The following is a 14267-nucleotide window of genomic DNA, read 5'->3' as shown; positions in this document are numbered from 1 at the left end:
GCAGATTATAATTTTTATTACGATCACCTACAGAATTAGCTGTAGTACAAAAATTAAGCTACGAAGCTTCTATGATGAAACTTCGTAGCTTTTGTCATTTCTTAGCTAATGATTCATGATTTTAAAAAAAACTATGTTTTATGCTTCAGCATCAGGTGTAAATGTACGCGAAGCTAATTCTGCATCTAGCATAAAGATAGCATTGGAGTCATTTTCAATACGCTCAATTTTGCGGATTAATGTATCGAATGTTGATTCTTCCTCTACCTGCTCATCGATAAACCATTTTAAGAATGCCATAGTCGCATGCTCACGTTCATCTAAAGCAATGTCTGATAAATTGTAAATGCGTCGTGTTACTTCTTTTTCGTGCGATAGAGCTGTTTTAAAGGCGTCTAAAATCGAATCAAAATGATTACCTGGGCTTTCAAAGCCTTGTATTGTTGCACGATAGCCCATATCACTTAAGAAATTATAAAATTTCATGGCATGGAAGCGTTCTTCTTCGGCTTGGACTAAAAAGAAGTTAGCGAAGCCATCATAATCTTGGTCTGTGCAATAGGCTGCCATTGCCATATAAGCATGGGCAGAGTAAAATTCAAAATTCATTTGTTCGTTAAGAGCTGTGTGTAATTTTTCAGATAACATAAAAGTTTTCCTCCTTTTGCAGTAAATGACTTCTTTACTAGTATACAGTGTAAAGGGGGTTACATACAAAAAATTTAATTTTCGAGGCAAATTGTGCAAAAGTTAATTGATATTAGTTCTCAATTAGAAAATTTGTACGTTTTCCTTTGAAGGAAATACGAAAACATCGCCTCGACATGAATCGAAGCGATGTTTTTTGTCTTATTGTTCTTGTTTCTTTTGGTTTTTGACACCGATTAAGTAGCCACCAAGTGCGATAGCAACTAAAACAATCCAGAAAATTGCTTTCCAAATAGTCGAGTGCGGGAATTCATGTGGAATCACGCCTAATTTCTCATGTGCCAGTGTTAACACAGCTAGTTTCACACCAACCCAACCAACAATTAGAAAGGCAGCTGTTTCAAGCGATGGGAATTTATCAAGAACTTTCACAAACCAACGAGCTGCGAAACGCATCATGATCACACCAATAATACCACCTAAGAACATAACAGCAAACTGACCTGCATTAATGCCACCGATATCAAAATCACCGATATGTGGTAGTGTGACAGCAATCGCTACCGCTGCTAAAATAGAGTCTACTGCGAATGCAATATCAGCAAGCTCTACTTTTACAACCGTCATCCAGAAGCCAGATTTCTTTTTAGGCTCTTGTACTTCCTCGGAGTTTTGCGAGGCTTTCCGGGAATCATAAATATGCTTTATTGACATAAACAATAAATAAGCAGCACCAATTGCCTGAATTTGCCAGAAATTAACGAGTGTTGTAATAAGGAATAGTGCGGCAAAGCGGAAAATAAATGCCCCAACTAATCCATATAATAAAGCTTTTTGTTGTTGAGCTTTTGGTAAATGCTTAACCATAACAGCCATTACGACAGCATTGTCAGCAGCTAACAAACCTTCTAGTACGATTAATACGACAAGTACCCATGCGTATTCTAAAATAATTGCCTCCAAATGTATTTCCTCCTTTAATTGTTGAACAGAAATGAATGGCTTGCTAACTTATTCTTTCCCTATTTTAAGCAAAAGAAAAAGACCTCTGCCTAAAAAACAGGCAAAGGTCTTGCTAAGCAATTAACTGTTCATTCCACAGAATAAATTCTGTGTGACAAAAAATGCCAACACACCCGATGGTAAGATACCATGTAATGACGAATGTGAAATCAGATGCATCGATCGCATCTGCTAGCTACTCCCCTTTGACAATAAAGTCAAAAGCTATTCAATTCTTACTTTTATAATAGCATGTGACAAAATGAAAGTAAATAAAAATATACTGCTATGGGGAAAAAATACTTTTCCGTTACCATTGCACAAATGGTACTATTAAAAGATAGGCGAAATTTTTACAACTTAGAAAGGAGACAAACATGTATAGAAAATTTTTTTCCTATTACAAGCCACATAAACGATTGTTTGTCATCGATTTTTCGAGTGCTATTATTGTAGCCATTTTAGAGCTTGCCTTTCCGTTAGCTGTACAGTGGTTTATCGATGAACTGTTGCCATCAGGCGATTGGGGCATGATTGTAAAAGTGAGTGTGTTATTGCTGCTTGTATATGCCATTAGTACTTTTTTGAACTTTATCGTCAACTATTTAGGCCATAAACTTGGCATTAATATTGAAACAGATATGCGACAGGAATTATTTACACATGTACAAAGACAATCATTCCGTTTCTTTGATAATACAAAAACAGGTCATATTATGAGTCGTATTACTAACGATTTATTTGATATAGGGGAGTTTGCTCATCACGGGCCAGAGGATTTATTTATAGCGATTATGACCTTTATTGGGGCCTTTGCTATTATGTTTAATGTGAACCCAACGCTCGCTTTGATTGCAGTGATTATGGTGCCGTTTTTAACATGGCTAGTGACCTTTAGTAATGTCAAAATGAATAATGCATGGAAAACAATGTACGGAAAAATTGCTGATGTCAATGGACGTGTGGAGGACAGTGTATCCGGTGTGCGCGTCGTAAAATCCTTTACTAATGAAGCTTTTGAAATTAGCCGATTTAAAGAACAGAATGGATTTTTCCGTGCGGCAAAATTATATGCCTATAAAATAATGGCAGGAACACACTCCAGTATCTACATGATGACACGCCTTTTAACATTAGTGGTACTTGTTGTCGGTGCTTGGTTAAGCTTTAATGGAAAGCTTTCTTACGGTGAACTAGTAAGCTTTGTCTTATATACGAATGTTTTGATTAAACCAATTGATAAAATTAGTGCATTATTAGAGCTTTATCCTAAGGGGATGGCTGGCTTTAAGCGCTTCCGTGAATTAATTGAGCAGGAGCCAGAAATTCAAGATCGTGAGGATGCCAAGGTCATCAAGCACTTAGCAGGTGATATCGCATTCAACAATGTTCATTTTAATTATGATGCATCGAAACAGGTTTTACGTGATCTATCATTTGATGTAAAAGCCGGACAAACCATTGCCTTTGTTGGACAATCAGGTGCGGGTAAAACAACGATTTGTTCGTTAATTCCTCGATTTTACGAGGTGACAGAAGGTGCTATTACGATAGATGGTATTGATATTCGCAATATGACGCAGGCTTCATTACGTGCTCAAATTGGTATCGTACAGCAGGATGTCTTTTTATTTACAGGGACGATTCGTGAAAACATTGCCTACGGAAAATTAGACGCAAGTGAAGCAGAAATTCGAGAGGCAGCGAAAAAGGCCCATTTACAATCATTTATCGCAGAGCTGCCAGATGGCTACGACACGCAAATTGGTGAACGTGGCTTGAAATTATCAGGGGGTCAAAAGCAACGATTAGCAATTGCTCGTATGTTCCTGAAAAACCCACCGATCTTAATTTTAGACGAGGCAACTTCTGCATTAGATACAGAAACAGAAATGATTATCCAGCAATCGTTAACAGAGCTAGCTGAAAATCGCACAACATTAGTTATTGCTCACCGATTGGCAACTATTCGTAATGCAGACCGCGTGCTAGTTGTGACATCGAACGGTATTGAAGAAGATGGTACATATGATGAGCTAGTGGCTCAAAATGGACTTTTTGCGAAGCTTCATCATATTCAATTTCGTAAGGGACAATCGGAACAAAGCAGACAACAAGATTTTGTTGAACTAACGTAGAGAAATGGGGAGATTGTTTTAAAACAATCTCCCTTTTCTATTTGACACATATTCTCAAGCATTGTCATAAAAACACATACATGCATAGTATAGGTTTATGTAGCAAGGGGAGGATGATTGAATGGTTATGCCATCAAATAATCAAAGGATATCTCTTCAACAAGCCATGCAAATTGCTGTACAAAGAGTACCAGGTCAAATCATACATTATGGCATGGATATGGAAAACGGGACTTTGGTCTATGAAATATTTATTTTGACTGCTCAAAATAAGATGTATGAAGTTGAAGTAAATGCAAAGACAGGTGTCATTCGAAAAATAGAAGAAGAGAATGATTACGACTAATTCTTGTTTTAATAAGCATAGCTCAAGTACTCAAATGATTTTGAGCTTGGGTTTTTTTTATTGATCATGAAAAGGCCTCAGCTCGTTGATTAAAAGCACACTTAGTATAGAAATAATTAGTAATGTTGAAGCGGGATTAGATAGGTTAGCAAAATTTTTGAATGGTGAAAGGAATAATACGCAAAAAAATCGAATAGAACAATCACTAGTAAAAATGATGAAATAGATGAGGTGAAGTAATGGATAACCAACAAATCATTGGTCAAACAAAAAGTGTAGGCTTTCAAGTAGGGGTTAGAAGGACATTTCCAATTTCACAGGAGCAAGCATGGGCGCTTATTACGACGGCAGAAGGAGTACATTCCTGGTTAGGAGAAGGTACTACGATTATTTTTGAAGCTGGGCATAAATACCATTCAAGGACAGGGACAGGGGAAATCAGGATTGTTAAACCATTAGAGCAGCTTCGACTCACGTGGCAAAAAGAAGCGTGGTCAAGACCATCCACTGTACAAATCCGTATTCTACCTAAAGAACGACATAAAACGACGATTAGCTTTCATCAAGAGCATCTTTCTGATCAGACTGTACGAGAAGAAATGAAACGTCATTGGGAAAGCGTGCTAGACAGTATCAAAGAAAGGGCACAAACTATTTGAGTGTACAAAGAATAGCATCCCTACCATTTTTGAAGGGATGCTATTTGCTTTGTTTTTAGGACTCTTTGTTTTCGTGACCTTTTGATGTTCGTGTATAATCCTGAGGAGCAAGTGCTTTGTTACGCTCTGTATAGCCCTTAGGTGATAAACGAAAGATGGATTTTTTAATGGTAGCCCAATTTAAATCTGTTGCCAGATTCATGTAGGAGTAGCCATAAATGCGAATATTACATAGGTAAAGGAGTGTTAAATATAATGAAACAAAGAAGCCAAACAGTCCAAAAAAGGCACTGGCAAAAATAAAGGCAATCCTTAAAATACTAACGGATGTAACAAGCGATTGATTGACCAATGTAAAAGAGGCAATAGTAGAAATAGCAATCACAACAATCATTTCAGGACTTGTTACCCCTGCTCGAATGGCAGCATCTCCGATAATTAATCCGCCTACCACACTGATGGTCCCACCAATAACAGAGGGTAGACGTAAGCCTGCCTCACGAAACAATTCAAACATTAGCAACATCAAGAGCATTTCAAGCGAAGAGGGGAGCGGTAAGCCCGATTTAGCCTGCACAACGGTTGCGAGTAGCTGTAACGGTAATTGATTTTGATGATAGGTCGTTAAAGCTAGCCAAAATGCAGGCAGTAGTAAGCCGATTAAAATACCTGATATCCTTAATAATCGTTCGAGGGAACTGAAGATAATAGGATATTCATTATCCTCAGCCGATTTAAGTAATAAAAACAGATTGACTGGTGTTACGACAGCATAGGCAACACCATCAACAAAAATTATAAATCGACCTCTTGCTAAGGCTTGAACGGCATAATCAGGTCGCCCTGTGTAATCAAACTTTGGAAAAAGCTTAGAATTTTTATTGACCCGTTCCATCAATAAATCACCACTAAATACAATATCTGTATCTACGGCTGCTAGCTGCTTTTTAATCCCATGTAAAATATCCATATCCACAATATCATCAAAATAAAGTATAGCAACCGTTGTTTTTGAACGTTTCCCAAGCTCCATTTTTTCTACACAAAAGGAATTGGTTGGCAATCGTTTTCGTAACAGTGCGATATTGACGCGAATATCTTCAATGAAATTATCCCTCGGTCCTTTAACAAGAACCTCCATGCGCGTTTCTTCAGGTTGACGATTAGGTTTATGCGCAATATTACTAGCATATAAAAGATTATCTTCATCAAAATACAGCAACAGGAAACCACTATAAACAAATGTAATTAGCTGTTCCTTGTCTTCTATTTTTTGAATACTCGGAATATGAAGATGCCTAGCAATATTCTCTTCAAGGGGGACCTCATCCAAATGGTCAAATAAATATTGAATACGTTCAATAATCACTTCATTGAGCATTTGTTGATCAATCATCGCATCACATGTAATGAAGTGTACTTTTTGCTGATTAAAGGTGTATTCTTGAAATTGAATATCTGCCGATTTTTGAAATAATTTTCTGAGCGTACTAAGATCTAGCGCCTGCTCGTGCTGAGGCATTACGATTCACCACTTTTCATGTCTTGTTTTTCAGTTTTCCCCTTTTTAGAAGATTTATCCGACAAGAAAGCTACGATTACGAAAAAAATTGACAGGGCAAAGAAAAAGATAAACGTAGAAGTTAGGATATAATTTCCTTTTACCTTTAAAAATAAATTTTCATTTAACATAATGAGTGGCAAGCAAAGTATAAAGAAGGGAGGAGCAAGCATTTGCCATATTCGCTTCGGATTGCCGGTCATTTTTAATAAATCTGCCACGATATACAAAAGGAAGCTAACGCGAATAAAGGTCCCTGTTAGCCATTGGTAAATAGAGAAAAAGTCTAGATGTTCAATATAGCGCCCGATTGTCACTAAACCCCATTCTTCATAGGCAGGATAGCGTTGTTTAGCCGCTTCACTTGGTCCAAATTCGGTAATGGCTCCAATTAATGGCCCTAATGTGAGTCCCACTAAGATCGATAGCATAATGACAAAGTGATACCACCGAATTCGTTCTTTAAATTGATGTTGTAAAAATAGTAGCATTAAAAGCTCTATGAACCCTGATGCTGGGAAAATCATGCCTCGAAAAACGGGCTGGAAACCATGTTCAAAAAACGGTCGTAATAAATCATAGTCTTTTACTTGTAGGTTGGTAAAGGCAACAAAAAAGCCAAACACCACAACTCCGAATAACACAAAGACATTTAAAATCACAATTGTCTGCAAGCTCGTCGTCACCAGAAGAATACACAAAATGGTATAGATAAATAATAGGATGATAACGGGCGTTTGCGGTAAAAATGTTGTGTTAACCCATTGCAAGGTTTCAACCATCGTAAAAGCTGTAATAATCATTATAAAAATGACAATTGTATAAATGACAATAGAAGAGCCAATGTTTCCGATTTTTTCGTTTAACCAGTCTCGAATGGGTTCCTGTTTAGACTTCGATTGAATATATACTAATAGAAATAGCCAAAAGAAAATGACTCCTCCAGCAAGTAAAACCGATAGCCAACCATCTCTTTTGGCTACATCTAACAGCGGGGGAATAATCGTTACATGATTTTTTAAGCCAATAACAGTCATAGATAGGAAGATGACATGTAAAATACTGATTGATCCTACACCTTTCATGATGAAAACCCTCTAACATTGATTGATACATACTAGCTTAGACAAAAAAAGTCATTTTTATAAGCAAAAAATGGCATGACCTCATGAAAAAACGAGGTATTTGATGATTCAATCGTCAAATACCTCGTCCTATGAATAGTAAGCTCAATTAGTGAATATATTTCGTGCTAACTAGATCTCCTTTTAGCACATCTGTTGGGATTTCAAATTCTACAACTCCCATATAGCCTGGTGCTACTTCGTATTTATCGAAGGAAATCACTAGTTTCCCTTGATCTGAAATATAGAATGGTTGATCTGGTTTAATGGTTGTAAATGCTTCCATTAATTCTTCATCGGGAAGGCCTGCGCCTTTCACCCAGTAAATTTTTTCTTGATTAGATTCTGCAATTTGTGTACGCATTTGTTCCTTAATATTTTCACTAATTGTCTCAACATATTGTTGATCTTTAAAGAGCATTGGTAGTGTAATTAAAATTTCATTTTGCTTGTCGATTGTATCGTATTGCATGACCGTTGAAGAGGAAGCAACCGTATTCACCACATAACGGCCAATCGATAAAATTTGGTCATTATCTGTTTTGATTTCAAAGCCGCTATCAACACCTAAATGTCCACCACCACTAGCTTTTAAATCTCCAACCTCAGCAATAAAATTATCATAAAGGGCTTTCCCCTCTGCACGATATTTTTCATTTAAAGCATTGGCAAGCTCTTGATTCTCTAAATTTTCAATGGAAGGAACTTGAATGTTGGCATCATAATTATCTTCTGCCACCTCATATTCAGTCCAAGTTAATACTTTCACCACACTACCAACAACTGGTATTTCAGAAAGTGTTCGTGCCATTGCAGGGCTAACATTTAAACTAGCTGTAAACAGCATAGCCGCAGCCGCTGATCCAAGTAGCCATTGTGGTGTGCGATTTTTTTTCTTTTTTCGACCTTGTTTTAGTGCACTTTCAACCACAAAGTCTAGCTCCTTTGGAATAGGAACCTCCATATATTGTTTTTCTAATTTTTGTAATTTTTTATCCATGTGCAGTTTCTCCCTTCACATCTTCCAATTGTATTTTCAATAGTTTTAACGCTTTATAAAGACGCGATTTGGCTGTACTCAACTTAATATCAAGGATGTTCGCTACGTCAGCGAGCTTTAAATCCTCAAAATAATGGAGAATGACAACCTCACGATACATTTGTGGGAGCTCATCCAACGCATGCTCCAAGTCTACATTCTCATAAACATCCTCTTGAGCTGGCGTTAAATATTGTAATGTATCATCATCTGTTACTTGTAAGCGTTTATGCTTACGCAAAAAATCAATGGCCGTACGGACAACTATTTTGTAAAACCAGCTTTTCATATAGGTCACATTTTCAAGTCGATCTAATGAGAGCATGGCTTTTTGGATACTGTCCTGTACAACATCTAGTGCGTCCTGTTCATTTTTTGTATAGCTATACGCGAGCATATAAAAACGCTCTTTTTGTTCACGAATGAATTGGACAAACACCTCTTCATGTTGAAATGCATTTCTTGTTTTCATGTCCAAAGAAGCTCCTTTTTTAACATTGTCAAATTGTATACACTATCTAGACGTGCGAGTAGAGGGAAAAAGTTTAATCCAAGAAAAAAACTTACCTCGATTGAGATAAGTTTTATCCTTCAATAGTATCGGCATACATAAGCATAATGCTGATTATGAAAAATAGTCATATGTATTTTTCAAGAGTAATAGAATGGTCACAACGATAAATAATTTACGTACATAGCCACTGCCGCGTTTAATCGCAAATTTAGAGCCAACAATAGCACCTGCAATTTGTGCAAGTCCCATCGGTAGACCATAAGCATAATTTATTTGTCCTAAGTATATAAACATAAGAAGGGCAGCTATATTACTGCCAAAATTTAAAAATTTTGCATTTCCTGCTGATTGTAAAAAGTCAAAACCAACCATAAGAAAAGCAAAAAGTAAAAATGAGCCTGTTCCAGGACCTAAAAAGCCATCATAAAATCCAACTAGTGTGATCACCATAACAAAAATGAAATAACGTTTTGGTGTTAATGTTTTATAGCTCGATATACTTCCCCAGTCTTTTTTGAAAATGGTGTAGATAGCCACTGCTGCAAGCATTATCAGCATTAGTGGCTTGAGAACACTGGGGTCCATTAAGTGGACAATCCAAGCACCTAACATAGAGCCGAAAAAGACAAAGGGGAATAACTTATAGACGGCTTTAATATCTAGCTTGCCAGAGCGATAAAATGTCACTGTGCTAGTCAGTGATCCCATCGTACCTGCTAATTTATTTGTTGCTACTGCAGCAGAGGGTGGAAGACCAACAAACATAAGGGCGGGTAAAGAAATAAGGCCACCGCCTCCCACCACTGAATCAATAAATGCTGCTAAAAAACCAAAAAGAAGTAAGATCATTAAAATATTTACATCTAATTCAAAAGGCACAACAGGTCATCTCTTTTCTATCATAATAATCTGATAGTAGCGAACTGAAGATAAGCTGTAAATATACTATCGATTATTTTTGGGCTTAAGTACATGGAGAGGTTTTATAGAAAATGAATGTAATTGCTACATTATTCAAATAATTTCTACTTGAAGTCATTATTTTGATGTATTATGTAAATGATGGTGTTTTTACGTAAAGGGGACGTGATGACATGAGTTTAGGAAATCATCTACGCGTATTTCTCTGTGTGGTTTTTATGGGAATGCTTGTAGGATATGTCTTTAATGCAAAAAAAGATATAACAGACCATGATTATATTGATACCGTAAAAGAAGGCTATTTGGAGAATTTTTCAGATGTCACAGTTCGAAATGCGTTTAATTATGCTTTTTTTGAACCGTACTGGCGTTATTATCAAGCAAAAACAGGGGAGCAGGTTGTTGAATTATCGGGTGATATTACGTTTCAAGGTGAAAAAGGACATGCTATCTTACAATTTGTTGTCAACGAACAAACGCAGCAATTCTCACTTCAGGCGATGAAATTTAAAGATGTAGTATTGAACCAGCAGCAACAACAAAAGCTAGTCGGCATGGTCTATCAAACATGGGAAAAGAAACAACTAGCTTATGAGTAAGGTTTTTTATTTTGTAAATCATCCAAACTGTATTACAGTAAAAGGGGGAGCTTAGAGACAGAGAGGATGTTTTAAATGAGATTAAGTATGTTAGATCAAATGCCCATTCCAAAAGGTCATTCTGCAGAGGAAGCCTTCCAACGTACAGAACAACTGGCACTACTAGGTGAAGAACTTGGCTATCATCGTATGTGGCTAGCTGAACATCACAATAGTCAGTCACTAGCAAGTTCAGCTCCTGAAGTGACCGCCGCTTTTTTAGCTGCGAAAACAAAACGTCTTCGCATTGGCACAGGTGGCGTTATGATGATGCATTATTCGCCTTATAAGCTAGCAGAGGTATTTAAGACATTATCTGGTTTAGCACCGAATCGGATTGATTTTGGTGTGGGTAGAGCGCCAGGTGGCGACCATGCCGCTATTTATGCATTAGCAGAGGGAAGACGTCAACGCTTCACGGAACAGTATGATAAGCTCGAAATCGTTTTAAAGCTGATGAATAATCAAAAAACAGGTGAGCATGTCTATGATCAAGTCATCGCAGCCCCTGCTCATATTTCATTACCAGAGGCTTGGTTACTAGGATCGAGTGGACAAAGTGCTATGCAGGCTGGACAGCTTGGAGTAGGCTATTCATATGCACAATTCTTCACTGGCAATATGTCGAAGGATATTTTTGATGCCTATAAATCCTATTTTACGCCTTCTTATTATATGGAAAAGCCACAAATTATTGTGACATATGCAGCAACGGTTGCACCAACTTTAGAAGAAGCGGAATATTTGGCAAAACCAATTGATATCTCTCGTCTTCAACTGATGAAGGGGCAAATCATTCAAACGATGTCACCAGAAGAAGCAAAGGATTATCCGTTGTCGGAAATGGATAAAATGACAATTGATAATAACCGTAAGGCGAATCTTGTTGGGACACCAAAAGACATTGCTGCATTTTTAATCGCTGAGCAAGAGAAGTATGGTTTCGATGAAGTCATGCTGAATTGTAATCAATATGAACTAGAAAGTCGTTTGAATACCTACAAATTCCTGGCAAAGGAATTAATATAGAACAAATAAAGCTTGATAAAATCACCTCGTGTATGTAGTCGTCGAGGTGATTTTTTATTGGCCATGGGCTTGCACACAACATAGAAAAACCCGGAAATAAATTTCCGGGTCTGATTACCACTACATTTTTTTCTCCATGACACACTGCCTCGCTTCCGTATAGGATCTTAAGATATTCCTAAGAAAACTGTACTTTACTCAGCTTTGATGGTCCTTCTGAGTTATCGATCAATCGCACTCATCGGGTTAACCCTCCCAGTCATTGGATTTGAAGTGAAATCTTTAATAGTATAGACCATTCATTATTTTTTATACCTTGTTGAACAAATTATAAAAAATATAAATTAAGTAAATAAGCAATTTAGTGAAACTCTTCTTGGATCAAACTTTGGTCAATATGGAGGTTATCTATTTAAAGTTACTTACTGGAAAACATTTATACGCGAGCAGAGCCACTCACAAATGCGGCATCTTGATAATACATATTTTTCACAAGAACATTTGGCCCTAAGCATTTGACTGCTGGACAGTGGCAGTTGAGTGATTTTGCTAAGTCAGTTGTCATCCATTTATCAAAAATGGCTGGTAGCTCGTCATGCACAATATTGCCAAGTGCTGGTGTATCACCAAAATCTGTAACGATCACATCGCCTGTGAAAATATTGATGTTTAATCGAGAACGACCGTCTGGGTCATTTCGCATTGTGACATTCTTCGCTGTGCGCAGACGGTGCAGCAACTTTTGATCCTCTTCATTCCTACTGCAAGGGTAGAATGGGAGTGTGCCAAATAGCATCCATGTATTTTCATCACGAATATCAAGTAGATGGTGAATGGCTTCACGCGTTTCTTCTAATGATAAAGAACTAAGTGCACTTGCGAAGTCTGATGGGTACATTGGGTGTACCTCATGTCTCGCACACTTCATTTCCTCAATGATTTGATGATGGATATGCTCTAAATAAGGCAATGTTTTTTTATTTAACATCGTTTCAGCAGATACCATAACACCATGCTCAGCTAGCATTTTAGCATTATCAATCATGCGTTGGAATAAAGCTGCACGTTGGTCATAAGTTGGTTTGCGCTCCATCATGGCAAAGCCGGTTTCTACAAATTCATCAATCGTTCCCCAGTTATGAGAAATATGAAGGACATCTAGATAAGGGGCAATCAATACATAACGAGCTGGCTCTAATGTTAAGTTGGAGTTAATTTGTGTCCGTACGCCTCGTTCGTGTGCGTATTTTAAAAGCGGCAATACATAGTTTTGAACAGACTTTTTACTCATCATCGGTTCTCCACCTGTAATGCTGAGTGTTTTTAAATGAGGTATCTCGTCTAAGCGCTGTAAAATTAAGTTTATAGGTAGTGCCTCAGGGTCTTTATTTTGTAATGTATAGCCTACTGCACAGTGAGCGCAGCGCATGTTGCAAAGATTAGTAGTTGTAAATTCAATATTTGATAGTGTCATTTGTCCATGCTGTTCCACATCTAAATACGCTTCCCATGGATCAAAGACAGGTGTTATTTTTTGTAAGGTCGTCATCTTTCGTACATCTTCCTTTCTAGCATTCTATTGTCTCATATTCATCGGAAATTTCAAATATGAAATTACCGAACGGACTATTTTAGGACTAGACGAACATTTTTTTACCCAATATAGGAAAATGTTCACCGTTCCATATGGCTAGCAATTGAAGAGTTAAAGCGCATTGATGTCCTAATATTCTGTTATAGGACATTTTACTGTTATTTCTTATAAAAAACGTTATCATGGTAGAGAGTAAATAGTCACGATGCATCGAAGAAAGTGGGAACAGATATGACGAAATATGAGACACTATTGTTTGACGTGGATGATACGTTACTAGATTTTGATTTAGCTGAAAATGCGGCGCTGGACCGCATGTTTAAAGAGGAAAACATAGCTACTACGCCAGAGATGATTGCCCGTTACAAGGAGATAAATGAGACGATGTGGCGAGCTTTTGAGCGTGGGGAAGTAACAAAAAATACACTACATAATACACGATTTGCAATTGCTTTAAAAGAATTTGGGATAGAGGTTGATGGCGTCTACTTTGAATCGCTGTTCCAAAAATATTTACAGGAGGCACATCATTATGTGGATGGGGCTTATGAAGTCATTGCTCAATTAGCCGAAAGTCATCATTTATATGTTGTGTCAAATGGCATCACGATGACACAAAATAAACGATTAGTGGATGCCAATTTAGCACAATATTTTAAGGGTATCTTTATTTCGGAGCAAACGGGCTATCAAAAGCCGATGCCAGCCTTTTTTGATTATGTTTTTGAACGGATTGATCATTTTGATAAAGCTAAAACGCTTATTATCGGTGATTCTTTGACGTCAGACATAAAAGGTGGTTTACTATCAGGGATCGATACATGCTGGTTTAACATCCGTAATGTTGAAAACACGAGCGACATTGAACCACATTATGAAATTAAAAAATTGCATGAATTACATGGGTTATTAAATAAAAAAATAGCTCTGTATTAAGAAATACGGCACTTCCTTTGCTATCTAGACAAAGGAAGTGTTTTTTAGTTTATCATCCGTTTTTTCATCAAACAATGTAGGTATAAAATACAACAGAAAAGGCAAAACCTTTTATGAG

Annotated in this window: 14 protein-coding genes; 6 read left to right on the top strand and 8 right to left on the bottom strand. The window is 37.2% G+C overall.

Features of this window, described 5'->3' with window-relative positions:
* Positions 1–138 precede the first annotated feature (138 nt).
* Complete coding sequence (locus NST76_RS12800) at positions 139–648, bottom strand: ferritin (protein ID WP_036123519.1); 510 nt, start codon at positions 646–648, stop codon at positions 139–141.
* A gap of 201 nt (positions 649–849) precedes the next feature.
* Positions 850–1611, bottom strand: a complete 762-nt coding sequence (locus NST76_RS12795; protein WP_036123522.1) for a TerC family protein — start codon at positions 1609–1611, stop codon at positions 850–852.
* Positions 1612–2027: 416 nt separating this feature from the next.
* Here NST76_RS12795 and NST76_RS12790 point away from each other — a divergent pair, with 416 nt between their 5' ends.
* The 3 genes from NST76_RS12790 (at position 2028) to NST76_RS12780 (ending at position 4793) form a co-directional block, all read left to right on the top strand.
* Complete coding sequence (locus tag NST76_RS12790; RefSeq protein WP_058844551.1) at positions 2028–3788, top strand: ABC transporter ATP-binding protein; 1761 nt, start codon at positions 2028–2030, stop codon at positions 3786–3788.
* Between the two features lie 121 nt (positions 3789–3909).
* Positions 3910–4134, top strand: coding sequence for a PepSY domain-containing protein (locus tag NST76_RS12785; RefSeq protein ID WP_089932590.1), 225 nt, complete (start codon positions 3910–3912; stop codon positions 4132–4134).
* 239 nt (positions 4135–4373) lie between these two features.
* The gene (locus tag NST76_RS12780; protein WP_036123529.1) at positions 4374–4793 is read left to right on the top strand and encodes an SRPBCC domain-containing protein; all 420 of its coding nucleotides are present in this window, start codon (positions 4374–4376) and stop codon (positions 4791–4793) included.
* Positions 4794–4848: 55 nt separating this feature from the next.
* Here the strand turns inward: NST76_RS12780 and NST76_RS12775 are convergent, their stop codons facing one another.
* The 5 genes from NST76_RS12775 to NST76_RS12755 all read right to left on the bottom strand — a co-directional run bounded on the left by NST76_RS12775 (position 4849) and on the right by NST76_RS12755 (position 9910).
* The gene (locus tag NST76_RS12775) at positions 4849–6315 is read right to left on the bottom strand and encodes a spore germination protein (RefSeq protein WP_036123533.1); all 1467 of its coding nucleotides are present in this window, start codon (positions 6313–6315) and stop codon (positions 4849–4851) included.
* Complete coding sequence (locus tag NST76_RS12770) at positions 6315–7439, bottom strand: endospore germination permease (RefSeq protein ID WP_036123536.1); 1125 nt, start codon at positions 7437–7439, stop codon at positions 6315–6317. The genes NST76_RS12775 and NST76_RS12770 overlap by 1 nt, the downstream gene beginning before the upstream one ends.
* A gap of 148 nt (positions 7440–7587) precedes the next feature.
* Positions 7588–8478, bottom strand: coding sequence for an RsiV family protein (locus NST76_RS12765; RefSeq protein WP_036123538.1), 891 nt, complete (start codon positions 8476–8478; stop codon positions 7588–7590).
* A complete protein-coding gene (locus NST76_RS12760) occupies positions 8471–8989 on the bottom strand; it encodes a sigma-70 family RNA polymerase sigma factor (protein ID WP_036123541.1) in 519 nt (172 codons plus the stop codon). Before NST76_RS12760 ends, NST76_RS12765 begins: the two co-directional genes overlap by 8 nt.
* A 153-nt stretch (positions 8990–9142) precedes the next feature.
* Positions 9143–9910: a TSUP family transporter gene (locus tag NST76_RS12755; RefSeq protein WP_036123545.1), complete on the bottom strand. Its 768-nt coding sequence runs from the start codon at positions 9908–9910 to the stop codon at positions 9143–9145.
* A gap of 215 nt (positions 9911–10125) precedes the next feature.
* Between NST76_RS12755 and NST76_RS12750 the strand changes: the two genes are divergently transcribed.
* Together NST76_RS12750 and NST76_RS12745 are read left to right on the top strand one after the other, a co-directional pair.
* Positions 10126–10551: a hypothetical protein gene (locus NST76_RS12750; protein WP_036123548.1), complete on the top strand. Its 426-nt coding sequence runs from the start codon at positions 10126–10128 to the stop codon at positions 10549–10551.
* Between the two features lie 75 nt (positions 10552–10626).
* The gene (locus NST76_RS12745; protein WP_036123551.1) at positions 10627–11619 is read left to right on the top strand and encodes an LLM class flavin-dependent oxidoreductase; all 993 of its coding nucleotides are present in this window, start codon (positions 10627–10629) and stop codon (positions 11617–11619) included.
* Positions 11620–12055: 436 nt separating this feature from the next.
* Here the strand turns inward: NST76_RS12745 and yfkAB are convergent, their stop codons facing one another.
* Positions 12056–13168, bottom strand: coding sequence for a radical SAM/CxCxxxxC motif protein YfkAB (gene yfkAB, locus NST76_RS12740; protein WP_036123554.1), 1113 nt, complete (start codon positions 13166–13168; stop codon positions 12056–12058).
* 276 nt (positions 13169–13444) lie between these two features.
* Between yfkAB and NST76_RS12735 the strand changes: the two genes are divergently transcribed.
* Positions 13445–14149: a YjjG family noncanonical pyrimidine nucleotidase gene (locus NST76_RS12735; RefSeq protein WP_058844553.1), complete on the top strand. Its 705-nt coding sequence runs from the start codon at positions 13445–13447 to the stop codon at positions 14147–14149.
* Positions 14150–14267 lie beyond the last annotated feature (118 nt).

It is taken from the genome of Lysinibacillus sp. FSL W7-1291 (assembly GCF_038593415.1).
Taxonomy (GTDB): domain Bacteria; phylum Bacillota; class Bacilli; order Bacillales_A; family Planococcaceae; genus Lysinibacillus; species Lysinibacillus fusiformis_D.
This window is presented reverse-complemented; position numbering and strand designations above follow the sequence as displayed.

What these genes read in the sequence shown, in the direction of transcription:
- NST76_RS12760 (WP_036123541.1), bottom strand. Translation starts at nt 8,989, where the DNA reads ATGAAAACAAGAAATGCATTTCAACATGAAGAGGTGTTTGTCCAATTC.
- NST76_RS12775 (WP_036123533.1), bottom strand. Translation starts at nt 6,315, where the DNA reads ATGCCTCAGCACGAGCAGGCGCTAGATCTTAGTACGCTCAGAAAATTA.
- yfkAB (WP_036123554.1), bottom strand. Translation starts at nt 13,168, where the DNA reads ATGACGACCTTACAAAAAATAACACCTGTCTTTGATCCATGGGAAGCG.
- NST76_RS12800 (WP_036123519.1), bottom strand. Translation starts at nt 648, where the DNA reads ATGTTATCTGAAAAATTACACACAGCTCTTAACGAACAAATGAATTTT.
- NST76_RS12785 (WP_089932590.1), top strand. Translation starts at nt 3,910, where the DNA reads ATGGTTATGCCATCAAATAATCAAAGGATATCTCTTCAACAAGCCATG.
- NST76_RS12745 (WP_036123551.1), top strand. Translation starts at nt 10,627, where the DNA reads ATGAGATTAAGTATGTTAGATCAAATGCCCATTCCAAAAGGTCATTCT.
- NST76_RS12765 (WP_036123538.1), bottom strand. Translation starts at nt 8,478, where the DNA reads ATGGATAAAAAATTACAAAAATTAGAAAAACAATATATGGAGGTTCCT.
- NST76_RS12780 (WP_036123529.1), top strand. Translation starts at nt 4,374, where the DNA reads ATGGATAACCAACAAATCATTGGTCAAACAAAAAGTGTAGGCTTTCAA.
- NST76_RS12750 (WP_036123548.1), top strand. Translation starts at nt 10,126, where the DNA reads ATGAGTTTAGGAAATCATCTACGCGTATTTCTCTGTGTGGTTTTTATG.
- NST76_RS12770 (WP_036123536.1), bottom strand. Translation starts at nt 7,439, where the DNA reads ATGAAAGGTGTAGGATCAATCAGTATTTTACATGTCATCTTCCTATCT.
- NST76_RS12735 (WP_058844553.1), top strand. Translation starts at nt 13,445, where the DNA reads ATGACGAAATATGAGACACTATTGTTTGACGTGGATGATACGTTACTA.
- NST76_RS12790 (WP_058844551.1), top strand. Translation starts at nt 2,028, where the DNA reads ATGTATAGAAAATTTTTTTCCTATTACAAGCCACATAAACGATTGTTT.